Source organism: Prolixibacter sp. DSM 2831 (assembly GCF_056493735.1).
This window is the reverse complement of the sequence record NZ_CM151379.1, coordinates 2815648-2838186: the sequence shown is the minus strand read 5'-3', so window position 1 is coordinate 2838186 and position 22539 is coordinate 2815648. Positions and strand designations below refer to the sequence as shown.

Annotated in this window: 17 protein-coding genes; 7 read left to right on the top strand and 10 right to left on the bottom strand. The window is 46.3% G+C overall.

The annotated features are described in order from the left end of the window. Positions 1 to 214: 214 nt before the first annotated feature. From AC060N_RS11585 to AC060N_RS11570, 4 genes are all read left to right on the top strand, one after another. Complete coding sequence (locus AC060N_RS11585; protein ID WP_479523943.1) at positions 215 to 3079, top strand: TIM-barrel domain-containing protein; 2865 nt, start codon at positions 215 to 217, stop codon at positions 3077 to 3079. A gap of 43 nt (positions 3080 to 3122) precedes the next feature. Further along, positions 3123 to 3761 (top strand): DUF459 domain-containing protein, encoded by a 639-nt coding sequence (locus AC060N_RS11580; RefSeq protein WP_479523942.1) that lies wholly within the window; start codon positions 3123 to 3125, stop codon positions 3759 to 3761. 237 nt (positions 3762 to 3998) lie between these two features. After that, the gene (locus tag AC060N_RS11575; protein WP_479523941.1) at positions 3999 to 5084 is read left to right on the top strand and encodes a 5-aminoimidazole-4-carboxamide ribonucleotide transformylase; all 1086 of its coding nucleotides are present in this window, start codon (positions 3999 to 4001) and stop codon (positions 5082 to 5084) included. Positions 5085 to 5423: 339 nt separating this feature from the next. Then, complete coding sequence (locus AC060N_RS11570) at positions 5424 to 5903, top strand: hypothetical protein (protein WP_479523940.1); 480 nt, start codon at positions 5424 to 5426, stop codon at positions 5901 to 5903. 222 nt (positions 5904 to 6125) lie between these two features. Here the strand turns inward: AC060N_RS11570 and AC060N_RS11565 are convergent, their stop codons facing one another. From AC060N_RS11565 to AC060N_RS11540, 6 genes are all read right to left on the bottom strand, one after another. Beyond that, complete coding sequence (locus tag AC060N_RS11565) at positions 6126 to 6488, bottom strand: hypothetical protein (protein WP_106542631.1); 363 nt, start codon at positions 6486 to 6488, stop codon at positions 6126 to 6128. Positions 6489 to 6506: 18 nt separating this feature from the next. Further along, complete coding sequence (locus AC060N_RS11560) at positions 6507 to 7130, bottom strand: thioredoxin domain-containing protein (protein ID WP_170108938.1); 624 nt, start codon at positions 7128 to 7130, stop codon at positions 6507 to 6509. Positions 7131 to 7134: 4 nt separating this feature from the next. Then, positions 7135 to 10125 carry an AsmA family protein gene (locus tag AC060N_RS11555; protein ID WP_479523939.1) on the bottom strand — a complete coding sequence of 997 codons (2991 nt, stop codon included), beginning with the start codon at positions 10123 to 10125 and terminating at the stop codon, positions 7135 to 7137. A 183-nt stretch (positions 10126 to 10308) separates the two neighbouring features. Next, positions 10309 to 13500 (bottom strand): error-prone DNA polymerase, encoded by a 3192-nt coding sequence (locus tag AC060N_RS11550; RefSeq protein ID WP_479523938.1) that lies wholly within the window; start codon positions 13498 to 13500, stop codon positions 10309 to 10311. 12 nt (positions 13501 to 13512) lie between these two features. After that, on the bottom strand, positions 13513 to 15009 hold the full coding sequence (locus AC060N_RS11545; RefSeq protein WP_479523937.1) for a Y-family DNA polymerase: 1497 nt from the start codon (positions 15007 to 15009) through the stop codon (positions 13513 to 13515). After that, positions 15002 to 15754, bottom strand: a complete 753-nt coding sequence (locus tag AC060N_RS11540; RefSeq protein ID WP_479523936.1) for an ImuA family protein — start codon at positions 15752 to 15754, stop codon at positions 15002 to 15004. Before AC060N_RS11540 ends, AC060N_RS11545 begins: the two co-directional genes overlap by 8 nt. 63 nt (positions 15755 to 15817) lie before the next feature. On the opposite strand from AC060N_RS11540, the gene AC060N_RS11535 reads away from it, so the two are divergent. Together AC060N_RS11535 and AC060N_RS11530 are read left to right on the top strand one after the other, a co-directional pair. Continuing rightward, entirely contained in the window at positions 15818 to 16648 is an 831-nt protein-coding gene (locus AC060N_RS11535) for an XRE family transcriptional regulator (protein WP_479523935.1), read from the top strand. A 258-nt stretch (positions 16649 to 16906) separates the two neighbouring features. Beyond that, positions 16907 to 17800: a carboxypeptidase regulatory-like domain-containing protein gene (locus AC060N_RS11530; RefSeq protein WP_479523934.1), complete on the top strand. Its 894-nt coding sequence runs from the start codon at positions 16907 to 16909 to the stop codon at positions 17798 to 17800. A 30-nt stretch (positions 17801 to 17830) separates the two neighbouring features. On the opposite strand, the gene AC060N_RS11525 is transcribed toward AC060N_RS11530, so the two are convergent. Continuing rightward, complete coding sequence (locus AC060N_RS11525; RefSeq protein WP_479523933.1) at positions 17831 to 19261, bottom strand: redoxin domain-containing protein; 1431 nt, start codon at positions 19259 to 19261, stop codon at positions 17831 to 17833. A gap of 71 nt (positions 19262 to 19332) precedes the next feature. Between AC060N_RS11525 and AC060N_RS11520 the strand changes: the two genes are divergently transcribed. Then, positions 19333 to 20232 carry a glycosyltransferase family 2 protein gene (locus tag AC060N_RS11520; RefSeq protein WP_479523932.1) on the top strand — a complete coding sequence of 300 codons (900 nt, stop codon included), beginning with the start codon at positions 19333 to 19335 and terminating at the stop codon, positions 20230 to 20232. Between the two features lie 18 nt (positions 20233 to 20250). Here the strand turns inward: AC060N_RS11520 and AC060N_RS11515 are convergent, their stop codons facing one another. The 3 genes from AC060N_RS11515 to AC060N_RS11505 are packed head-to-tail and all read right to left on the bottom strand — an operon-like array spanning position 20251 to position 22413. After that, entirely contained in the window at positions 20251 to 21285 is a 1035-nt protein-coding gene (locus tag AC060N_RS11515) for a hypothetical protein (protein ID WP_479523931.1), read from the bottom strand. Continuing rightward, positions 21266 to 21838, bottom strand: coding sequence for a hypothetical protein (locus AC060N_RS11510; protein ID WP_479523930.1), 573 nt, complete (start codon positions 21836 to 21838; stop codon positions 21266 to 21268). The genes AC060N_RS11515 and AC060N_RS11510 overlap by 20 nt, the downstream gene beginning before the upstream one ends. A gap of 2 nt (positions 21839 to 21840) precedes the next feature. After that, the gene (locus tag AC060N_RS11505; RefSeq protein WP_479523929.1) at positions 21841 to 22413 is read right to left on the bottom strand and encodes an RNA polymerase sigma factor; all 573 of its coding nucleotides are present in this window, start codon (positions 22411 to 22413) and stop codon (positions 21841 to 21843) included. Positions 22414 to 22539: the final 126 nt, after the last annotated feature.

Sequence of the window (22539 nt, the reverse complement as noted above, 5' to 3'; positions counted from 1 at the left end):
AAAACATCGCTGGTATTTTGATGAGATATTAAGTGTGTAAGAGGTATTGTGTTGGATGATAGATTAATAGGATGTAGGTCGTATGTTTCGCGAATGGCGAAAAATTTCCTGTTTAAATAATTTCTCCACCCATTGAAAACATTTGTACTCCCTGTTTCTGCCTTTTTCTTGAGAATTTAGCTGGCCGAATATTCTTTTAAAAACCTAATTGACGATGAAAGGGAAAAACATATATCTAAGCCTGCTATTTGCAATTTTATTCGCTTCGTGTTCTTCTACGCAGTATCAAAAGTTGAACGATGGCATTGTCGTGAATCTAAAACAGGACGGAAAAACAGCAACCCACAAGGTTCGTTTACAGGTTCTGGGAGATGAGTTGATTCACGTTTCCGCTACTCCGGATAAAAACTTTCCAAAGGATTCAAGCCTGATTATTGTTCCCGGCTTGCATACTGTTCCTTTTACGGTAGATGATGAAGGGGATTCCATCCGGTTAAGCACAAAGAAATTAAATGTCGTGGTTTCCCAAAAAGATGGGGGAATCAAATTCAAAGACAAAGATGGCAAGCTTATTTTGGCCGAAAAGAAGGGGGGAGGCAGAACTTTTACCCCGATTGACGTAGATGGAACAAAAGGCTATACCATCCGGCAACTGTTTGATTCGCCAGCTGACGAAGCGTTTTATGGCCTGGGACAACATCAGTCCGATGAGTTTAATTACAAAGGGAAGAGCGAACAACTATTTCAGTACAATACGAAGGTATCGGTGCCCTTTATCGTTTCCAACAAGAATTATGGATTGTTGTGGGACAGCTATTCACTGAGCCGGTTTGGTGACAGTCGCGCTTACCAGCAACTGAACAGGGCTTTCAAGTTATATGATGAAAATGGAAAGCCGGGAGGATTGACCGGAACCTATGTTTCGATGACTAAAGCCAGACCCAACCTAGTGCGCACCGAAGATTCACTTTACTTCGAGGACATAAAAACCGTCAAGAATTTACCGGAGAATTTCCCTTTAAAAAATGCCCATGTAACCTACGCAGGGGAAATTGAAGCACCACATAGCGGGACATATCGCCTCGAATTATATTATGCCGGGTATGTTAAAGTGTACGTGGATAATAAGTTGGTGGTACCGGAACGTTGGCGCACCGCATGGAACCCCAATAGTTATAAATTCACCGTAAAACTGGAAGAAGGTAAACGCGTTCCTGTCAGGGTTGAATGGAAGCCGGATGGTGGTAAGTCGTATATTGGGTTACAGGTGGAAACTCCGCTGCCGAAAGATGAGCAAAATAGCCAGGTTTGGTGGAGCGAAATGAATAAGAAAATGGATTACTATTTTGTATATGGCAAATCCATGGACGAAGTCATCAAAGGCTACCGCACGCTCACCGGAAAATCGCAGATCATGCCTAAGTGGGCCATGGGATTTTGGCAAAGTCGCGAACGGTATAAAACCCAAAATCAAATAGTCAGTACCCTGAAAGAATTCAGGAAGCTTAAATTTCCAATCGACAACATTGTACTCGACTGGTTTTACTGGCCGGAAACCAAATGGGGAAGTCACCAATTTGACAAGAACCGTTTTCCGGATCCGAAGGCGATGGTCGACTCCATTCATGCCATGAACGCCCATATAATGATTTCCGTATGGCCCAAGTTTTATGCGACGACCAAGCATTTCAAGGAATTCGAGAAGCATGGTTGGATGTACATGCAGGCCGTAAAAGATAGTATTCGAGACTGGGTTGGCTCCGGTTATGTGGGGTCATTTTATGATGCTTATTCGGCCGGAGCACGGAAATTGTTCTGGAAACAGATGTACGACAATTTATACCCGCTGGGGATTGATGCCTGGTGGATGGATGCCAGCGAGCCGAATATTCTCGATTGTACCGATATGAAGTATCGGAAAGAATTGTGCGGCCCGACGGCTTTGGGTCCTTCCACTGAGTATTTCAATGCATATGCTTTAATGAACGCCGAAGCGATTTATAATGGGCAACGCGGTGTGGCTCCCAATAAACGGGTTTTCCTGTTAACCCGTTCTGGCTTTGCCGGATTGCAGCATTATTCCACGGCTACCTGGAGTGGAGATATCGCTACCCGCTGGGAGGATATGAAAGCACAAATTGCAGCCGGAATGAATTTCTCCATCAGTGGTATTCCCTATTGGACCATGGACATTGGTGGTTTCTGTGTCGAAGACCGGTACGTCAAAGGGCAGATGGTGTATAACCGAACAGGCAAAGTAGATGCTGATTACAAAGAGTGGCGGGAGTTGAATACCCGTTGGTACCAGTTCGGCGCCTTTGCTCCTTTATACCGGGCTCACGGGCAATACCCTTATCGGGAACCCTGGAACATCGCTCCGAAAGGTAGTCTTACCTACAATTCCATTTTATATTACACCCAGTTGCGCTATCGGTTGATGCCTTACATCTATACCTTGGCCGGAATGACCTGGTTCGATGATTACACCATCATGCGACCTTTGGTGATGGATTTCCCCGGCGACAAAAACGTAGAAAACATTGGTGACCAGTATATGTTCGGTCCGGCTTTTATGGTTTGTCCTGTTTATACTTACCAGGCGCGTAATCGCAAAGCTTATTTCCCGAAAGGCACTAATTGGTACAATTTCTATACGGGAAAAATGATTCAGGGCGGGCAGTCTTTAACCGTGGATGCTCCGTACAACCGTATGCCATTGTTTGTGCACGAAGGATCTATCATCCCGGTAGGACCAGCACTTCAATACAGCAATGAGAAGCTGCCCAAAAAAATTGTCTTGTATGTTTATCGCGGACAGGATGGCCATTTTACGCTTTACGAAGACGAAGGTGTAAATTACGATTACGAAAAAGGTGCTTATTCGAACATTCCGTTCAGCTACAACGAGGCCAAAGGAACGTTGACCATTGGAGAACGGAAAGGTGAATTCAAGGGAATGCTGAAGGAGCGGACATTTGTCATTGTTCCGGTAGGTAAATACACGCCAAAATCCTTTGACCCCGATGCGAAGGGAATAGAAGTAAACTACGACGGACACGAGCAAACTATTCAATTGTAGTGGGAGTCCGGTATTGAAATGAAAATTTAAAAGTCTTGATAGAATGAAAAAATTGATAGGGTTGAGTATTATCGGCTTCCTGGTGGTAATGTCTTCATGTACCCAAAAAGTAACCCGGGTAGTCTGCGTAGGCGATAGCATTACGGAAGGTTACGGACTGGCGGTTCAAAGTGAAACAGGATATCCGGTGGAACTCGACAGCATTCTTGGTCCCGGATGTACGGTACTGAATTCGGGACGAAGTGCTACTACGTTGCAGAAGAAGGGTGATTTCCCTTACTGGATTTGCAAGGAGTTTTCTAACGATTTTGTTTTTCGCCCCAACATCATGGTCATCATGCTGGGAACGAATGATACGAAACCTCAAAATTGGAATGCCGCTCGTTACGAAAAGGATTACCAGGCTTTGATTGATACGTTCAGAACGATACCGACCCATCCGAAGATGTATTTGTGTTTGCCGGTTCCCGTGTTTAAAACGAAGTGGGGAATTAACGATTCGACCGTTGTGAACGGAGTGATTCCGATTGTTAAGAAGCTGGCCAAAACCAATCATCTGCCGGTGATTGACCTGTATCATGGCATGTTGAATCAGGGGGCGAACTTTACTGATAGCATTCACCCGAACGAACACGCAGCCAAAGTGATGGCCGGATTCATTGCAAAAGAGATTGAAAAGTAAAATTCCAAATTTACTTGTTGCGCAGAGGCCTGGAGAAATTTGATGTTTCTTCGGGCCTCTCTGTTAAGTCTCGGGGTCCTGCGAAACAGAAGAAATTGTTAAAGATGAATAACAGCTCGTGACAAAATCCGGTGAAATCAGATAAACCAATAACTTTGTGAGCCATCCGACGCTATGCAGGCAAACTGTTGTAGCAGCCTGAGAAATATACTGCAAAACGAATTAAAAAACGGCACCATGAAGTTGAAGTACGGAATGAATCCTTACCAGGATTATGCGGAAGTTATCGATCAGTCAAACGCGCTAAGCTTATTGAATGGAAATCCAAGTGTCATCAATGTGTTGGATGCCTTGAATTCCTGGCAACTGGTGAAAGAAGTCAGCCAGACATTGAATGTTGAATGCAGCACTTCTTTCAAGCATGTAACGCCATCCGGTGTGGCCATCTTTAAAGATTTAAGCGACAACCAGAAAAAAGCGTACCTGATAAAGAAACCTTTATCGAACCTGGCTGCAGCTTATGCACGGGCGAGGGGAACTGACCGGCTAGCTTCGTTTGGCGATTTTATTGCTCTGAGTCATTGTGTCGATAAGGAAACGGCCCTTCTGGTCAAGTCGGAAGTTTCGGATGGACTTATTGCACCGGAATTTACGGATGAAGCACTGGATATTCTGCGTTCGAAGAAGAAAGGCAATTATGTGATCTTTCAGATAGATAAAGATTTTGAACCCAACGAAGTTGAATCACGTGAGATATTTGGAATCACCATTAAGCAAAAGCGAAACAACCTAAAAATCAACGACGAGCAACTTTCCAACGTAGTAACCGAAAATAAGGACATTCCGTCGGATATTCTCACCGACTTAAAACTCGGAATGCTGACGTTGAAATATACGCAGTCGAATTCCATTTGTGTGGTGTCGAATGGCCATGTCATTGGTATCGGTTCCGGACAGCAGTCCCGAATTCTGTGTTCCAACCTGGCTTTGACGAAAGCTAATGTTTGGTACCAGAAGAGTAAAATTGATTATTCGTTTTTAGAACAATTTGAAAATAAGAAACGAACGGATCTGGACCAATTGATTGAGCAGGAAAGGCAAGAGCGGTTTGGCGATAAGATCCTGTTAAGCGAACTGCCAAACACCTGTTTGCTCTCCGATGGATTCTTCCCGCAAAAAGACAATATCGAGCTTGCCCACCAGTATGGCATCAAATACATTGCCACGCCCATGGGCTCCATCCGGGACGAGGAAATCATTGAGACAGCCAACAAATATGGGATTACCATTATCAATACCGGGGTAAGACTGTTTCATCATTGATGGTTGGCTGTAAAGACTTGAGGGGCAATAAAATACATCGAATTTGCTAGCTGAGACGGGGTACATCGAATGATGTTGACCCCGTTTTTTATTTTCTGAACTGTCGCAAACGATTGCTCCTGTATTGCAATGCATAGCGGTAATGGTCCCACGTTTTAGGAAACTTAAGGGCCTAACGGGAATTAATCCTGTTAAATACCGGTTTTAACACAACTCTTTTGTTTCTCCTCTGTTATCAAGAATAAGTATAAATAACCAAGACCAATTTTCTTCAGCAAGCTTAGAAGCCCCGTAACTTTTAGGACTTTCTTAATAACAGTAACAATTAAATACAGAGCTATGACAAGAAGAAAGATTTTGATTTCGTTGATGACTGTATCATTGGGTTTCTTTTTTTCGGTAAATGTTGCGAACGCCCAGGTGGTCAGTAAGACAAAAATGGTAGGAAAGGTCTCTGTTACGATGAAGGTTTTACCGGCTGAAACGTTCGAAGGTGCCGGTGCCGAAATGAAATGGGATGGTGGTGCCAGTGCGGTAACGATGAATAGTTCTCCAAAACCCAATCACCATTTGGTTGCCTTTCTAAAAGAAGGGGACAAACCCGTTGAAAACGCTTCGGTGATGATTAGTTACCGCGAGCTTTCTCCTAAGAAAAGTGATTGGACTTCATTACCGGTGTGTCGCATGCACGTGGCCGGTAAAGGGATGGAGACCGCGCATTTTGGTAATAATCTTTGGCTGGCAAAAGGCGAGTATGAAGCCCGTATAACAGTCAACAAGAATCCGACGGTGGCGTTCCATTTCGAGCTAACAAAATAACACTGAATTCTAATGAATTGCAGCCGGGGACGTAAGCAAACTTCGGCTCAATATATTTTCCATCGCTGTCGCGTGAGTTCTTTCCTGTGGTTGAAAAATAGCTGATTGGCCACATGAAAGGGTTCGCGCGATGGCGATATCAACTTCAAACAAAAAAAATCCGAAAAACAGATTACTCTGCTTTTCGGATTTTTACTTTGATAGAATTATTGAATGTATCGATTACTCGCACCCCGAAGCGCCACGGGCTTCTACCAACAGCTTTTCGGTGACGGCGGTTAGTTGTGCTTTCAGTTTGGCCAGGTCAGCGTCGTTTTGAATGCTCACGCTTTTGGTTGAAGAGACGCAGGCGCTGGTGATGATTTGGTCGAGGACACTGCTGCAGTCGGTACCGTTGCACTGGTATTTCGTGTTGTCGTAAGTCCAGTAACAGCTTTGGTCGGTACAGCAGGCGCTGGCGTCAATGGCTGTGTCGTCAGGACAGGTGGCACCGGGATTGCTGCAATACTCGTTTGAGTCCGAGGTGCTGCAGGCCGTGAAGGCCAGTGTTCCGAGCAGGGCAATGGTGAATAGTTTAGTTTTCATATGCTTGTTGATTTGGTATTACAATTGAAATTCTTTCTCCAGTATCTTTTTAAAATTTTCGTACGAATAGTACCCTTTGTAGGCCCGGTTGTTCATCACAAACGTAGGCGTCCCGGTTAATTTGTTGGCCCGGAACTCGCTCACGTTGCCCCGCAAATAGGCGTAGTTGTCGTTGTCCAGAATACACTCGGCAATCACCGGGTTGTGCTCCATGATGGTATCCAACAGGTCGTCGAACTTTGGGGTAAAGACAACAGCGGGATTAACGATCATCAACTCATGAAACTTATCGTATATGCCGTAACGACTTATGCAACTGGCGGCTTGCAACGCATTCAACATCTTCGGACGTTCGCCAAAATCGAGCCATTTCACCACCAGTTTTAATTTCCCCGTGTCCAGGTAGTTTTTCTTTAATTCCGGGTACGTCCGGGCGAAAAAATACCGGCAATAGGTACACTGGTAACTGGCATACATAAAAACGGTTGCCCGGGCATCTTTATTGCCAAAAACGACATCCTCCGGCTTTTCCGTTACGGTATTTTTCAGCGTCACCGGTTTGGGAGCTTTGCTGTTATGGCAGGCGGCGACCAGGAGCAAGCTCAAACCCAAAACCAGGTATCTTTTCACTATTTTGTTCATCCGTCTATTCATCTGTATGGTATGTCACCAGGGCCGGGTGAAACCGCATGTTCACCATTTGTTCCTGCAGGTTCACTTTGGCCACCATATTGGTTCGGTCTTTTCTGTTGTCTAAACCAGCCTTCTCTTTGCCATTCTCGTATTTCGAAACCAGGTAAATCGAAGTCCGTCCCTTCGTTATATCGTCCGGATCGTCTTCGAACCCGCTGTCATGGGCTTGTTTCCGTAGATGTGCCCTCGATTTACTGGAAAGCACTTCGCCCAGGAACATCCGGATATGATACGCGTAATCTCCGCCAAAACTATACATTCCTAAGAACATGGCATCGAATGACGAGCTACGGATTTCCGTTTTGGGAACATATAGTTTGTTTTTGAACAGGAAGATGCTGCTCTTCAGGGTACTAAAATAGAGTTGGTCCATATGCTTCAAACCAACGCCGGGAATCTTCTCGACTTCCATCACCGGCTTCACGTTCAGCAATGCCCCTTTTTGAATGGTCAGGTCACCTTTCAGCATAAGCGAATGGTAGACCGGTTCGAAGTTTTTATCCAACACAATCTCCCCATCCATTTGGGTCGAAATGATTCCTTTCACATGGTCGGAGGTGAAATCTTCAATCTGGATGTAGTTGTGAAGTCCGTCGGCCATTTGCGAAACATTCATCTGGTCGACGTTGGTCTTGAAGTACATATCCATTTCGCCCTCCGGATTCAATTCAATTTTTAGGGAAGTCAACGCTTTGCCGCTGTAGGCATCCATGGCCATGCTGTCGAGGACATAGTAGTTTTCCTTCACCAGGAATTTGGTGTCGACGTTGGTAAACAGGTTCGTGCCGTATTTCAACTGGTTGGCATGAAAGGTACCATTCACCTTGTAGGTAAACTTCATGGTGTCGGCATGCTGTTCCGGCTGCGCTGAAGATGCACTGAGGGAATCGCTCTTCAGGAAGCTGTCGATTAAAGCGTAATCGAGCGAATCGACGCTAAAATCTCCATGAACAGTTAATTCTTTTGGGGTATTTAGGATGGCCGCCGTATAAATATTCGAAACCGTTGTGGCTTGTGCACCGAAATGCAAGCCCAGGTATTTCCCGTTTAGTTGACCAATCCTCAGGGTGTCGTCTTTATAGTTCAAATTTCCCGACAGGTTTTGAACACACATCAATGAATCGGGCATATCGACGGTCACATTTCCGAGGGCCAGTGAAAAGTGGCTGCGGTTAAAAAGCACATCATTCAACTGGCTGGTGATGGAATCGAGATTGATTTTGGCTGCCGATTGAATGTCTGCAGAAACCGTTCCGGATAGCCCATTGGCCAGTGAATCGGGCAACATCGAATACACTTCGGCCAGGTTCAGCCTGAGTTTTCCGTCGAGGGAATAATCAGGTGTCGTCGGATTCTTCAGGGTGCCTTGCAGTTGAACATCGCTGCTGTCTGTTTGCAAATGCAATTGATGAATGGCCAGTTGTAGACTGTCGGGTTGGGTGAACTCACCTGTAATATCTGAATTCAGGTCCAGGTATTTCAAGTTTAGGTGGTAAGCAGGAACCTGTGCCGACAAGCTGTCCAGCCTCAGATTTCCCGGTTGATAGCGAAGCCGGCCGGTCAGATTTCGAACCGACAGCAGGCTGTCAACCGCTACATTGAGTTTGGAAGCTGTTAAATCAAGTGTGGTGTTGGCCGCAACCGAGTTGATAAACGGGGCGGTTATCGAATCGGGCAATGTGCCGTGGCTTGAAAGACTGGCCCGAACATTTCCGTCAATTCCCTGAACGATCGAGTCCGGTATAAAAGGTTTCCAGTCGCTCATAGCAAGGTTCAGCTTCGAGTGGAAAGAATAGGACAGGCACTCCAGGTTTTCAACCGTACCCGTGAGACTGGCTGCGCTGTTGGCCGCCCGGAAGCTGAGAGAATGGATGTTCAGCCGGGTTGTCCGGTTATTGCTTGCCGATCCGTTGGTTACATTCGCATTCAACGCAATGTTGTTTATCTCCGGGTATTCGCCGTACTGCACCCGCCCGTTGTAAAGCTGGAGGGTGGCATCGACATGCGGCAGCTGGACGGAATCGGTTAGGTTGCCGGTGACATGGGCATCCAAATTGAGTTTTCCACCCGGTTCTTGAATACCATATTCTTTTAAATAGTTGGAAGGCAAATACTGAGTCAATCCTGCGATATTCACATTCCGGGCCTGAACAGCCAGGTCGGCCATCAGGCTTTTGCTGATGTTGATATAGCCTTTCAACGCCATTTGCGCGTTATCATCCACATCGATGTCGGCCTGCTGAACAGTCAGCGTGTCATCCTTGTAGTTCATGTTGAATTGAATGGATGCGCTCTTCATTCGCTCTAGCCGGGTTTCCCGAGCATAACCGTTCGTCAGGTGGGCCAATCCGGTAATCTGTCCTGAATATTGCTGGTTGTCAATCAATCCTGATAAATTCAATTCATCTACCAGCAGGTTACCCCCGGCTTTCAGATGGTTGTCCCGGTAATGGCACCTCACATTTTGAAGTTGAAGAGTTTCAACATTCAGGTAAATAGAATTAGAAGATGTGTCGATCGTTTCTGTTTGAGTGGTGTCTATCAGAAAATCATAATTGCTTTTCCCGATACTATCCACCCGGTAGAATGCATCAGCGTTTTGTATTTCCACCTTCTTCACTTCGAAAATACCTTTCAACAAAGGTTTTACTTCGAACGAAACATACAGGTTTCCAGCATTGAGCAAAGTATCCCGGGAGTTTTCCAGTGTATCGGGGGAGCTAATCAACAGGTTTTTGCACTCGAGGGTAGCTAACGGAAATCGTTGAATCAGGGAGAACTGGATATCTCCGACCTGGATGGGAATATCGGTCGTTTTGCTAACCTGGTCCAAAGCCAGTCTGACAATTCGATTCTGGGCCAACCCGGCAACAACAACCAGCAGGATGACGAACAGAAAGATCGAAAGTAACGTGTATAAAAATATCTTACCGGCCTTTTTCATATTGGGACGAGGTTAGGCAGATGATGATGGATAAATCAATCAATTTGATTAACAACCATGTGCTTTTTGAATGACTTATTACAAATGTAAGGAATTCGGGTAGAACATATGTTAATTAAAGAGCAGTGTTCACGCTACTTCTGTATTTTTATTGCAAATCTCTCTTGCTTCGTGATTATGCGTCTACTTGAAATCCCTCGACGGGAAAAGTTGTCCCTGGATAACCTTTCCGGGAGGAGCATCTTTCGTTGACATTCGTTTCTGAACCGATCCGATATTGCGTTCCCCGGTGTCCAGACTCATCAATTCATTCAGGTTATAACAGGTGTTGACCACCACATGGATGACTTCACCTTCGATCTGTAGTTTCCCTGACACCATAAGCAGTCTGGATTGAAGAATCTGTTTGCGGTATTTTTCGAACGTCTTTGACCAAACAACAAGGTTGGCAAATCCGGTTTCATCTTCGATGGTGATGAATAGTACGCCTTTGGCTGTGCCGGGGCGCTGCCGGACGGTGATCAAACCACACACTTTCACAAACTGCCCGTTCTTCATCGAGCTTAAACCTGCCGTAGGCGTAACCTGCAATTCATTTAGCTTTCGCCGAAGAAAACTGACCGGATGGGCTTTCAGCGAAAGCGAGGTGCTGGCATAATCCTGCATCACGTGTTCCCCGAGTGTCATTCGGGGCAGTTCTGTAGCTTCCTCCTCGGCGCTTTGCGAAGGTGTTCCTTTGAATACTCCGGTGGGATGGTCGTGCAGGGCCGAAACTTCCCACAATGCCTGCCTCCGGTCGAGGCCAACGGACCGGAAAGCGTCAGCATCGGCAAGTCTTTCCAGCGCAGAGGGAGGAACGCCGACATTCACCAAATCGTTGACATTTTGGTAGGGCCTGCTTCTTCCGGATACAAGCGCCTGCATATCGTCTTCGCGTAAGCCTTTTACCTGCCGAAATCCCAGCCGGACTGTACGGTATTGTCCTGATTGCTCTTCCAGTGTATTGTCCCAATCAGAATGGTTGATATCCACCGGCCTTACCGCTACGTCGTGCTTGCGGGCATCCATCACAATCTGTGCCGGGCGGTAGAAGCCCATCGGCTGGCTGTTGAGCAGTGCGGTGGCGAATACGTCGGGGTAATAGCATTTGAGCCAGGAGGACACATACACCAGCAGTGCAAAGCTGGCCGCGTGGCTTTCCGGGAAACCGTAACTTCCGAAGCCTTCAATTTGCTTGAATACGCGGTTGGCAAATTCGAGGGTATAGCCGTTCTTTATCATGCCATTGATGAGTTTTTCGCGATAGCGGCTCACTTTGCCTTTGGCTTTAAATGTGGCCATGGCTCTGCGCAAACCATCGGCCTCATCGGGGGTAAAACCGGCTGCAACAATGGCTATTTCCATGGCCTGTTCCTGGAATAGCGGAACACCCAGTGTTCTTCCCAAGATGCCTTCGAGCTCTTTCGATGGATATTCAACCGGCTCCTCGCCGTTTCTTCGTTTTAAATAGGGATGCACCATGTCGCCTTGTATCGGACCGGGCCTGACGATGGCCACTTCGATGACGAGATCATAAAAGTTACGCGGTTTCAACCGGGGAAGCATCGACATTTGCGCCCGGCTTTCAATCTGGAATACACCGAGCGTATCGGCATGGCCAATCATTTCGTACACTTTCGGATCGTCCTGTGGAATGTTGGCCAGCGTCAAGTCGAGATTGTAATGTTGCTTCGCCAGGTCGAATGCTTTGCGAATACAGGTCAGCATGCCCAACGCCAGCACATCTACTTTCATGAAGCCCAGTGCCTCGATATCGTCTTTGTTCCATTCAATGTTGGTACGGTCCTGCATGCGGGCATTCAGAATAGGGCACAGCTCGTGCAGCTTACCCCGCGTGATAACAAATCCGCCTGTATGTTGTCCCAACTGTCGCGGAAAGCCAATGTACTGGTCGGTTATCTCCAACACCTTTCGCAAGTGTGGATCATTGTGGTTAAAACTATTGGTGGGGATGGCTTTCCCCGTGAACCAATCTTCGGTGAACTCGTGTGCCGATTTGGAAAGAACGTTGATGGCATCGGTGGAGAGCCCCATGGCTTTTCCCACATCCCGTACGGCTCCTTTCCAATGTACCTGCGTTACCGTTGCGACAATGCCGGCCCGGTCGCGGCCGTATTTTTCATAGATGTACTGCATAATTTCCTCCCGGCGCTCGTGCTCGAAGTCCACATCGATATCGGGGGGCTCATTACGCGCGTCACTCATAAACCGGGCGAACAGCAACTTGAATTTGGAAGGATTCACCGATGTGATGCCCAGGCAATAGCAAACGACTGAGTTAGCGGCTGAACCGCGTCCCTGGCACAGGATGTTCCTGGATCTGGCTTCGCGCACATAATCATATACCGTCAGAAAATAAGAGGCATAATCCTTCCGCCCGATAAACTCCAGCTCCATTTCAATGGTCTCCTTGATCTTCTCAGGAATCGTTCCGTCGAAACGCTCTTTGGCTCCTTCCCAGGTGAGGTGAACCAATTCTTCCATCGGTGTTCGTCCCTCGCTGGTAATTTCTTCCGGATAGAGATATTTTAATTCATCCAGCGAAAAACGACAGGCATTGGTTATTTCCTGGGTGCGCTTTATGGCTTCAGGGTACTGCCGGAAAAGGCGCTGCATCTCTTCGACAGGCTTCAGGTAGCGTTCTGCATTCTGATGAAGCCGGAAACCTGCGGTGTGGATGGTGCATTTCTCCCGGACGCAGGTCAGGATATCCTGTAATTCTCTGCGTTCCGGCGAATGGTAATGTACATCGTTGGTGGCTACCACCGGGATTCCGAGCCGGGCTTCCAGCTGGGAGAGGCGGAACAATCTCTTTTGATCATCCCCCGTGTAGGTGAAGCTGGCCGCAAGATACAGGTCGTTTCCCAACGCTTCTTTATATTCTTCCAACGCCTTGACAAATTCCGGTTCGAAATCAAAATCCTCATTGAGCGATGCCGGCGGTATCACGATGAATTTCATATCCCGGGTGTATTGGAAGATATCGGCTTTGTACAGATGACATTTCCCTTTTTCTGCACGAAGGTTTCCTACTGAAAGAAGTTCGGATAAACGGGCGTAAGCCGAAATGCTCGTCGGATAAACCAGAAGGCTCGGTCCATCCAACAAGTCGAGACGGCAGGCGGGAATGAACCGGATATGTTTCCCCCGGGCTTCTGCATGAGCGCGAACGATTCCCGCCAGGGTATTGCGGTCGGTAATAGCAATCCCTTTATAGCCCAGTTCTTCCGCCTTTTCAATCAGCTCTTCCGGATGCGAACCTCCCCGCAGAAAGGTAAAGTTCGAAGTCACCTGTAGTTCCGTATAATTCATCATCTTGTACTTTCCTTAGGCGAAAAATCCGTGAAGAAACCATCGGGGTTCTCCATTGCCATATGTTCCAAGTCTGAACAGCCAGTAGCGTGCGCCATTTTCATCTTCAACGTAGTAGTAATCTCTTGGCGGTCCCGTTTGGAGCCACCATTCCTGTTCGATCCTTTCGGGTCCGTCGGCTTTGGCCACTTTGATGAGGTTGCCTTTGTACCGGAAATGTAGTGGCGGATAATCGGGGAGGGCCACCATCACCTCGATAGGTTCGGGATGGGGCAAAAGATGAAGCGGTCTGGGGCGATCAGTTCTCCATGCTGTCTCCGGTTCTTCCACCAGGGAGGAAACTTCCTTTATCGAAGCTTCCGGCCAATGGTGTTCCTGCGGAAGATAGCGGTGAATAGATTTCATTCCTACCTTGCCGGCAATATTGTCCAGCAATTCAGCAATGGCTGCATGGTCGCTATTTCCCATGCTCCATAAAGCTTCCTGCGTTTCGCTGACCTCTTCCACCAACGTTGCTTCCAGCACAAACAGCTCGATTCCGAGAGCCGGTTCTATTTCCGGTATTTTAAGTTCGAATAACTTGAAGAGGTGGGCCGCATTGCGCGATGCCCGGTTTGTTCCGATGCTAATTTGCTCGATTTTACCGTCAACGCGATAACCTTTGAAGGTACCTGTTCGCATCCCTATGCCTTCGTTGAAAAAGCGTTCACATAAGGTGTCCAGTAAGCGTTGAAGGGCAATCTCAATTCCTTTGGCCGTTCGAATCGGTTCCAAAGCGGGTAGCCATTCTTGATAGAGCGGGGGAGGCTGCACCGGATTCAGAAGCTCCGGTTCGGTTCCCAATGCCTGTCCCAGCCGGGTCAGTAGAACATCACCAAAGCGTCTGCGCAGATTGGTCCGGGGGATGCGGCTCAGCTGCCCGATTTGTCTGAAACCAAGCTTTTTCAGGCGTTGCAGAATGGAGTTATCGAGTCGTAAAGCCGCTGGTGGAAGTGAGCGAAGCGCTTCAGCTTGTCTGCCGGGTTCAACGATGGTACCGTTTTTACCAAATCGTGCCATGGCCCATGCGGTACCGATGGTATCGGCAATGGCTGTCTTTACATCATATCCACCTTTGCGTAGACGAAGGATGATCGACTTGAGGTAGGAAAGTTCTCCTTCCCACAAGTGCGTGCAACCGGTGATATCCAGCATCAGGCCGTCGGGCGGATCGATGGCAGGCACGGGTGTATAGCGGAGAAACCATTCTGCCAAATCCTTTAGCAGTTTATCGGTCGTTTCCGGCTCGTCGGGGAAGACTTCCACCGAAGGGAGTATGGCACGAACATCAGCCACGACCATGCCGGGAGCAATGCCCTCACGATCTAAAGCCCGGCTGGAAGCTCTGACCACCATCCGTCCGTGTTCGGGAGCATACAGCAGAAAAGGCTTGTCCCGAAGTTCCGGATGAAGCCTGACCATCCGGTCCGTAGCCAGATGACGAAACCATATGGACAGATACCGTTTAGGCATAGTGTCTTTCCTTTCGTGGTAATCCGGGTTCCGGAACAGCTCGTTTGGGAACGGTGATATGCTTGAATACACCATTTTTCCATTCGAACTGCCAGATACCAGGCTGGCCGTTCCGAATCTTTTCCAATTCTACTTCCCAGCGGGGGAATCCTACCCCGGGAAGTCCATCAGTTACCAGGCTGGGTAGTGGTTTGATTCTCCAGCGGGATACAGTGGCCAGTGTATTCTCCTTGCGGGGAAAATAGTGGTGCAAAAAACCGGTGACCCGGCTATCTTCCACGGCCAGCTGCAATCGCCTTGATTCGGCAAAGTTGATGTCTCTCAATTCGGCAATAACCGCGGCAAGTGAGTTACATTTCAACGCTTGCTCCATGACCCAAAGGGCATCTTTATCCCGTCTGACATCGATAAAGATGATCCGATGCGGTTCGATTCCGAAAAACTTCAATGTTGACGGAAACAATCTGCGCCCGGAGCTCACCCACAGGCAAATGCCATCTTGCTTCATGAGTGTGCTCAATAGTCCGGAAATAAAGCCGTTGGTTGCAGAGAAACTGGTCTGGGTAGGACTAATGAACTCGTGCACCGCCCCAACAGGAAAAGTACCTCCCGGAAATGCCACATTCATCGGTCCCAGGCCGAAATCAAACTGGTGACTATCCGGCCCCGAGCTGAACCCCTCCATTGCAAGTATCTTCTCTTTCAGCTGCTTGATAATTTCTTTTTTCCCAGCCAACTCTTTCATAATTGAAAATAATTACTAAATTTGTTATTATTAATAACAAATTACTGTTTTTAAATATAACAAATGAGAAGCAGATCGCAAAAAATATTTTTCGCCGGAAATATTAAATTTCTCCGGGAACGGAAGAAAATGAGCCAGGAAGCTCTTGCTGCAGAACTGGGATTAACCCGGGCCAAACTGGCGGCCATCGAGGCCGGTAACACGAAGTCACCGCAACCGGAAGATTACCTGAATTTTTCGGAGTTTTTTAAAATAAGCATCGACACGTTATTAAAGATCAACCTTTCCACTTTGGGAGAAATAAAGCTTCGGGAACTGGAGGCCGGAAATGATGTGTACATCCGGGGAGGTAACCTGCGGGTATTGGCCATCTCGGTAGACCCATCCAATAATGAAAATGTGGAGTATGTTCCGGTAAAAGCCAAGGCAGGATACATGGCGGGGTACAACGACCCGGAGTTCATCGCATCGTTGCCGAAATATTCTCTTCCCAATCTGCCGCCCCAGGGAACGTTTCGTGTTTTCCCGTCTACCGGCGATTCCATGCTGCCGGTGCCGGAGAATAGTGACATCATTACGCAATATGTGGAGGACTGGACAGTCATCAAGCCGGATACGCCTTGTATTGTTATTCTGAAAGGACAGCAGGATTTCGTGTTTAAGATGGTAACGGTAAATAAGAACGGCACGATTCTGCTGAAATCACTCAATTCAATGTACGAACCTTACTCAGTTGACGCCAGCGATGTGATGGAAATATGGCGGTTCTATGCCTATACCAGCAAGGAGTTTCCGGAAGCCCGGTCAGAAATGACAACGGTATTAACGGCCATCCGGAACCTGGAGGAGAAAATCGAACAGCTGCCGGGTAAGCCTAAAGAAGACGCGAAATAGGAAAAGCGCAACAGGTAACAAAGACATTTCTGTGGAAGAACAAGCCTGATACATCCCGGTATTGGGCAACTTAAAACTGAACTGTTATTTATGTAAGTCGCTTATTTTTCCGTAAATTTAATAGGGAGTCAGGCCACAGAGCACACTTCTGAAAGCGATATTTATTCTTCCGGGAAAGATTACAAGCGGTAATACATCCTCTATCACCACCCTCTCAGGGGATACTTCAGGTAATTTCTCAATCAAATCGATACTGCTATGAATAAAGATCAAATAGCCACCATGGAAATGTTTCTGGCTGTGGAGAAGGTTTGCAGTGAGTATCATTCCCTTTGGCGTAACCACTACGGGTTCCGTTCGGCTTTTCATCTTTTTTCCGGGCGTTTGCTTTACATCCGGCAAATTGTCCATAAAATGGAATCGCTGTATGTTTTGCCGAAAAAAGATTCAGCTATTTTCAGGAAACGGCTGGAGGAACTGACCATCAGAATTTCCAAGAATCTGCTGGTGTATGCATTAACGCAGGATGATCACAAGCTGATTGACAAACTGGACTATCTTTCGTCTGATTTTAGTGAAATTACCTGTGACGATTTGTTGCGTAAAAGCCAGGATATATTGGATATCAGTGTGCAGCATTATAGTGAACTTCGTACTTATTTTATTACACTGGCGCATTTGGCTGAAATGGAAGAGAACATCGAGAAACTGCGTTATTGCACCGGAGGGGAATCAGTCACGATTCAAACCCGGGAAAAGCTTTACGATAAACTCGATGATCTGATGCTGGAAGCAAAAAAAGTGTTGAAGGAACATCTGGATGCCCAGTCGATGATGTTTCGTTGGGTGAATAAAGACTTTTATGAAGCCTACAAAAAAGCCCGGGGAATTCGCACCGCTTATTCTATTCCATTGCAGGGAACTGTGATTGATGATGCCACGCATCTTCCGGTAGGAAATGCGGATATCACCATACGTGAATTGAAGTTGACCCGGCATATATCTCCACTTGGACATTTCCGGTTCTATAATTTACCTCCAGGACAATACCATGCAAAGATTCATAAGTATGGCTATGAAGACAGTGAGGTAGAAGTAGAGGTACAGAAAGACGAAGGAACCAGCGTGGATATTTTGGTTCACCACATCTGATTCCTCCGTTAAAATCTTTACTAACTGAACTTATTTCTGGTATTTCAGCAGTTTTTCCAGTAAATCACCGGCGGTGGTCACATCTAACCGTTTGGCAATGATTTTTTTGTTCTTGTCGAGAATGTATAAAGTAGGTGTGCTGTGTACGTCGTACAGTGCGTGAAAGTTGGAAATCATATCCGGATCCCAAACATTGATCCAGTCGTACAATCCATGATCATCGATGAATTTCTGCCAGTCAGCCTTTTCGTCCGGTTGAGTTAAAACGGCATACACTTCCACTCCTTTCGGATGCAATTCCTTGTAAACCTTGTCGTACAAAACCGGGGTTTGTTCTTTACAGTGGTTACAATCGGGTTCCCAGAAATAAAGAATCGTGTATTTGGCGTCCACCTGGTGCAGACTGAAATACTGACCTTCAGCATTGGGAAGTTTTAATTCGGGCGCCGTATTTCCAATCAGATTGGGGCGTGTGACATATACTTTATTCCTGATTTTGGCCATCATGGTCGAATCGGCCCAGCTTGCTTTTCCATTCAGGAAATAAGCATCGGCAATCTTCACAAAAACCTTGTCCATTCCCATCACCTGGGAATTAGCACTATGTGTCAACACGTAATCGGCCATGAACCGGAACACATTATCGTTGGCTTTTGATTTGTCAATCAACTTTTTGGCCGGACCAATAATCGAATCGGGATTTTGTATCAGTACTTTGTCGAAATAGGTGTCCAGCCTGTTTTTAATCAAAGGCGTGCGGATCAGGCCTTCCTGAGCAAAGTTGAAGTTGTCCCAGAAGTGGTCCCTGCGGAACGCATATTCTTTTGCCCACTTCACGGAATCGGGATTGGAAACCCTGGCGGGAACATTGATTTTTCCCGGTCGGGGAATAACCATGAAGCGCATGAAATCAGCATAAAATGTTCCTTTGTACTTATCGGCTTGTTTGTCCCAGTAGTTTTGCATTTGATCATTCAAGGCCATCATCCTGTTGCGAATTTGCTTCGCAGAATCGGGATTGGAATGGTATTTCTGCATTTCCTGTTGCAGGTTCATCTGTATTTTACGCTGTTGTGCCAGAAAGCGCTGATACTCCTGAAATGCTTCTGTTTCCGGGGCACCGGAAAAATTTTGACTTTCGCCGTTTTGAAAACCACCCGAGATAGAGAAGGTCTGATCTTTTCCTACCAGAAAATCGAAATAATGATCTTTGTCGAGATACAACAGGTAAAAGCCTTCATCCAACGGAGAATCTCCGGCTAACGTAGCACGACCCTGTGCGTCGGTTTCAGTGGAATCGACCCGGAAAATCCGGTCCCCATAATAGCTAGCCAAATAAATACGTGTATCTTTCTGCTTCGGTAGCGAAAGTTTTATTTGGTAACCTTCGGCAACTACCACTTTGGCAGCCAATAAAAATGCCATGAGCGTGAGTGGCAAATATTTTTTTATGTGAAACATTTCAGTTAATTTTTGCATGATTGCGAATCGAATTTCGGATTTGCAACATAGTAAAAACAATTGCAATTCCCATGATTTCGATATTGATTCCAAGCTATCAGAACAATTGTCTCCTGCTGATTAAAACGTTGCATGAGCAGGCTGTATTGTGCGAAATACCTTTTGAAATCATTGTCGGGGAAGATGGGCCGGTTCCGGCTTTCAAACTCAACGAGGAATTTTGGTTTACCCGAATAGAAACCTCATCCGTGAATTTAGGCCGGGCTGCTAATCGTAATCGCCTGGCAGAGATGGCACAATATCCCTACTTGCTTTTTCTAGATGCCGATGCGGAGATTTTCAACCCAGAGTTTTTGAAGAATTATATCGCTTACGCCGATGATGTGGATGTGGTATGCGGCGGAACAGCTTATTTTTATGAACCACCGGACAAAGAAGACAAGCGACTAAGGTGGAGATATGGGATACATCGAGAACAAATATCTTCGACGGTACGTAATCAGCGACCTTTCGGTTCGTTCTCTGCCTTCAATTTCCTGATAAGAAAAGAACGATTCGAAGTGATTCGGTTCTCGGAGAAGCTATCCCGTTACGGGCACGAGGACACACTCTTAGGTCAGGAACTGAAAAAATCGGGAGCAAGTGTTCTTCATATTGACAATCCGGCTTTTCATACGGGAATTGACGATGCGGCTACGTTTCTTGACAAAACCCGGGAAGGAATAGAGAATCTTGCCGAACTGATGAAGGCCAATATTGATTTCGATTCATCAGGTGTAAAGATTCTGCGGTACTTCCGTTTTCTGAAAAGATTGGGATTGCAGAAGTTGATGGCAAACCTGTACCAGAATTTTCATGTAAAATGGGAAAAGCAATTATCCCGGAAAGGTGGACCGTTATGGTTGTTCGACTTATACAAGCTCACCTATTTGTTCTTCATAAAAAAAGCCGGTCGGAAACCGGCCGGCTGAAAAAGTTTGTATTCGAATTTATTGCATTAAGGAAATACTTCCGTAGCGGCTGGAAATATCAACTTTCGCTTTGGGAGCACTGTCATTTCCTATGACTCCATCTACTTCGTAACTGGTATTCTCTTTCATCCGGTTCAACCGGTTACTGTCGGGGTGTTTCAGGTTGCAATACTGGACCTCTCCGTGAAGGTAATACGAGGCATCGGGAGCAATGCCCAACTTGATGCTGGCATATTTGTTGGTCACGTGGATGCTGTCAAATCCGGCCGGTATTTCGCCAATTTTTATCGCTCCGTAACCGTTGTCCAGTTGTAAAGTAGAATTCAGCTTGTCGGCTTTGATGTTGGTGTACATCGATTCGGCAATCAAGGTGTTGAGTTCACCCAACTCAAAGTCGTCGTAACGGGAATCAGCTTTCAGATAGTCGCAATTATCCACCTTTACAACTGAGTACCGACTGTCGACTGTCAGTTTCTTTCCTTTGGTCAGGAATAATTTAGAATAGCGCAGGTCTGTATTCAAGTCGTCGGTCTCGTCAACCTGGGCTTTACTATAAGCCAAATCGAAGCTGAGCGATGGCGAATTCAGTTTTTTAGCAGTAAGATTACCGTACTTGATTTCGAATTCACCTTTCCCGGTCAGGTTGTTCATGGCGACATTTCCGTAGCGTTGCTCAACCTTCAGGTCACGGTCGGCGGGAATGGAAATATGGTAATCGATGCTGAATGTTTGCCGGGTTTTAAAATCCGACGTAATATCCGTTTCAGCGTACACCGTTCCACCATCCTGATGAATGGAGACATCGATTTTATTCAGCAATGCCTTGGCTTTGTCTTCCGACAAACCTTCGACCCAAATGTCTACGTCGACTACAACCGAGTCGCTACGAACATCGTCGATGTAGATATTGCCAAATTTATTGTTGATATTCAACGCCTTTACCGAGTTGATATCAAAACTCTGGTATACTTTCTTGGTTGTCTTCTCGGCAAATGCCTGGCTGGCAAAGAGAATAGCAACCAGAAACAGTAAGTTATATTTGAACGTTTTCATGAGATGATGATTTTTTTTGTATTGATGCGTTTTTTAAATCATTGAGTATCGTATTAATAATTGCCAGTTTGGTTTGATAGTGCTCAATCATGGCATTTAAAATTCGTTCGTCTCCCGGATTGGCTTTCAGCTCTTTTTGCAAATTTCGGTAAAGGCTGTCCATTTCGGTCAGTTCCTTTTGAATCTCCTTTACTTCCTTCGGTGACTCAACCCCCTGGCTGGCCATTTTTTGCAACTGACTGATGCCGTCGTTAATTCGGGCCGTGTAGTACAACTGGGCCTCATTGAACTCTCCCGGAACTTCTTCTGTTTGGTTCACGGCCTGGCTCTGGTCTTGTGCCGGATGGAACCAATACAGTACCAGATTGGCCGACAGCAACAGAATGATGGCAACCGCTGCTATCCGGCTGAACCGCGAAACAAACAACTTCTTCCGTTTGGTTTTTCCTTCGGCTTGTGCCAGTCGGTTCTGGAAGCGTTCGAAATGGCCTTCTGCAGGTTCTTCCAGAAAATCGTCCCTTCTATCCTTTATTATTTTCTCCAGATTGTCCATAATCAGATAATTGCCACGTTATTTTTACTTCTTCTGTTTATCAAAATCTCTTTTAGTTTATTGCGTGCCCGCAGAAATTGCGAACGGCTGGTAGCGTTTTTAATTCCCAAAATCTCGCTCACTTCCTCGTGGTCGTAACCTTCAAACAAAATGAGTGAAAGCACCAACCGGTATCCGTGCGAGAGTTCATCCATCGCCTTCTTTATTTCGTCAACCGAAATATTTTCTTCCACTTCGGGTTCGCTGCCATTATCTGGTAACCTGTTTTCGTTGGCCGAAAGTTCATTGAAGACCATCTTCCTTTTTTTCAGGTAGTCGATGGAATGGTTTATGACAATTCGTTTCAACCAGGCTCCGAAACTGACTTCGCCCTCGTAAGTATTTATTTTTCTGAACGCTTTAAGAAAAGCTTCCTGCATTACGTCTTCCGCATCTTCCACGTTGCCAACAATTCGCAAACTGGTATTATACATTGCTTTGTAGTACAGTTTGTAAATTTCGAACTGAGCTTTGGCATCGTTAAGCAGGCAGCGGTCAATCAGGTGCTGATGAATATTTATCGCTTTTCTTTTCAATTTACTTTATCCTTCTGTTTGAATGACGAGACGATTTCAATTGTGTTGCATGGTGGAAACATAAAATTCATATTTTGAAACAGGGTATGCAAGAAATACCGCGAATATAACGGTAGAAATGGCTAT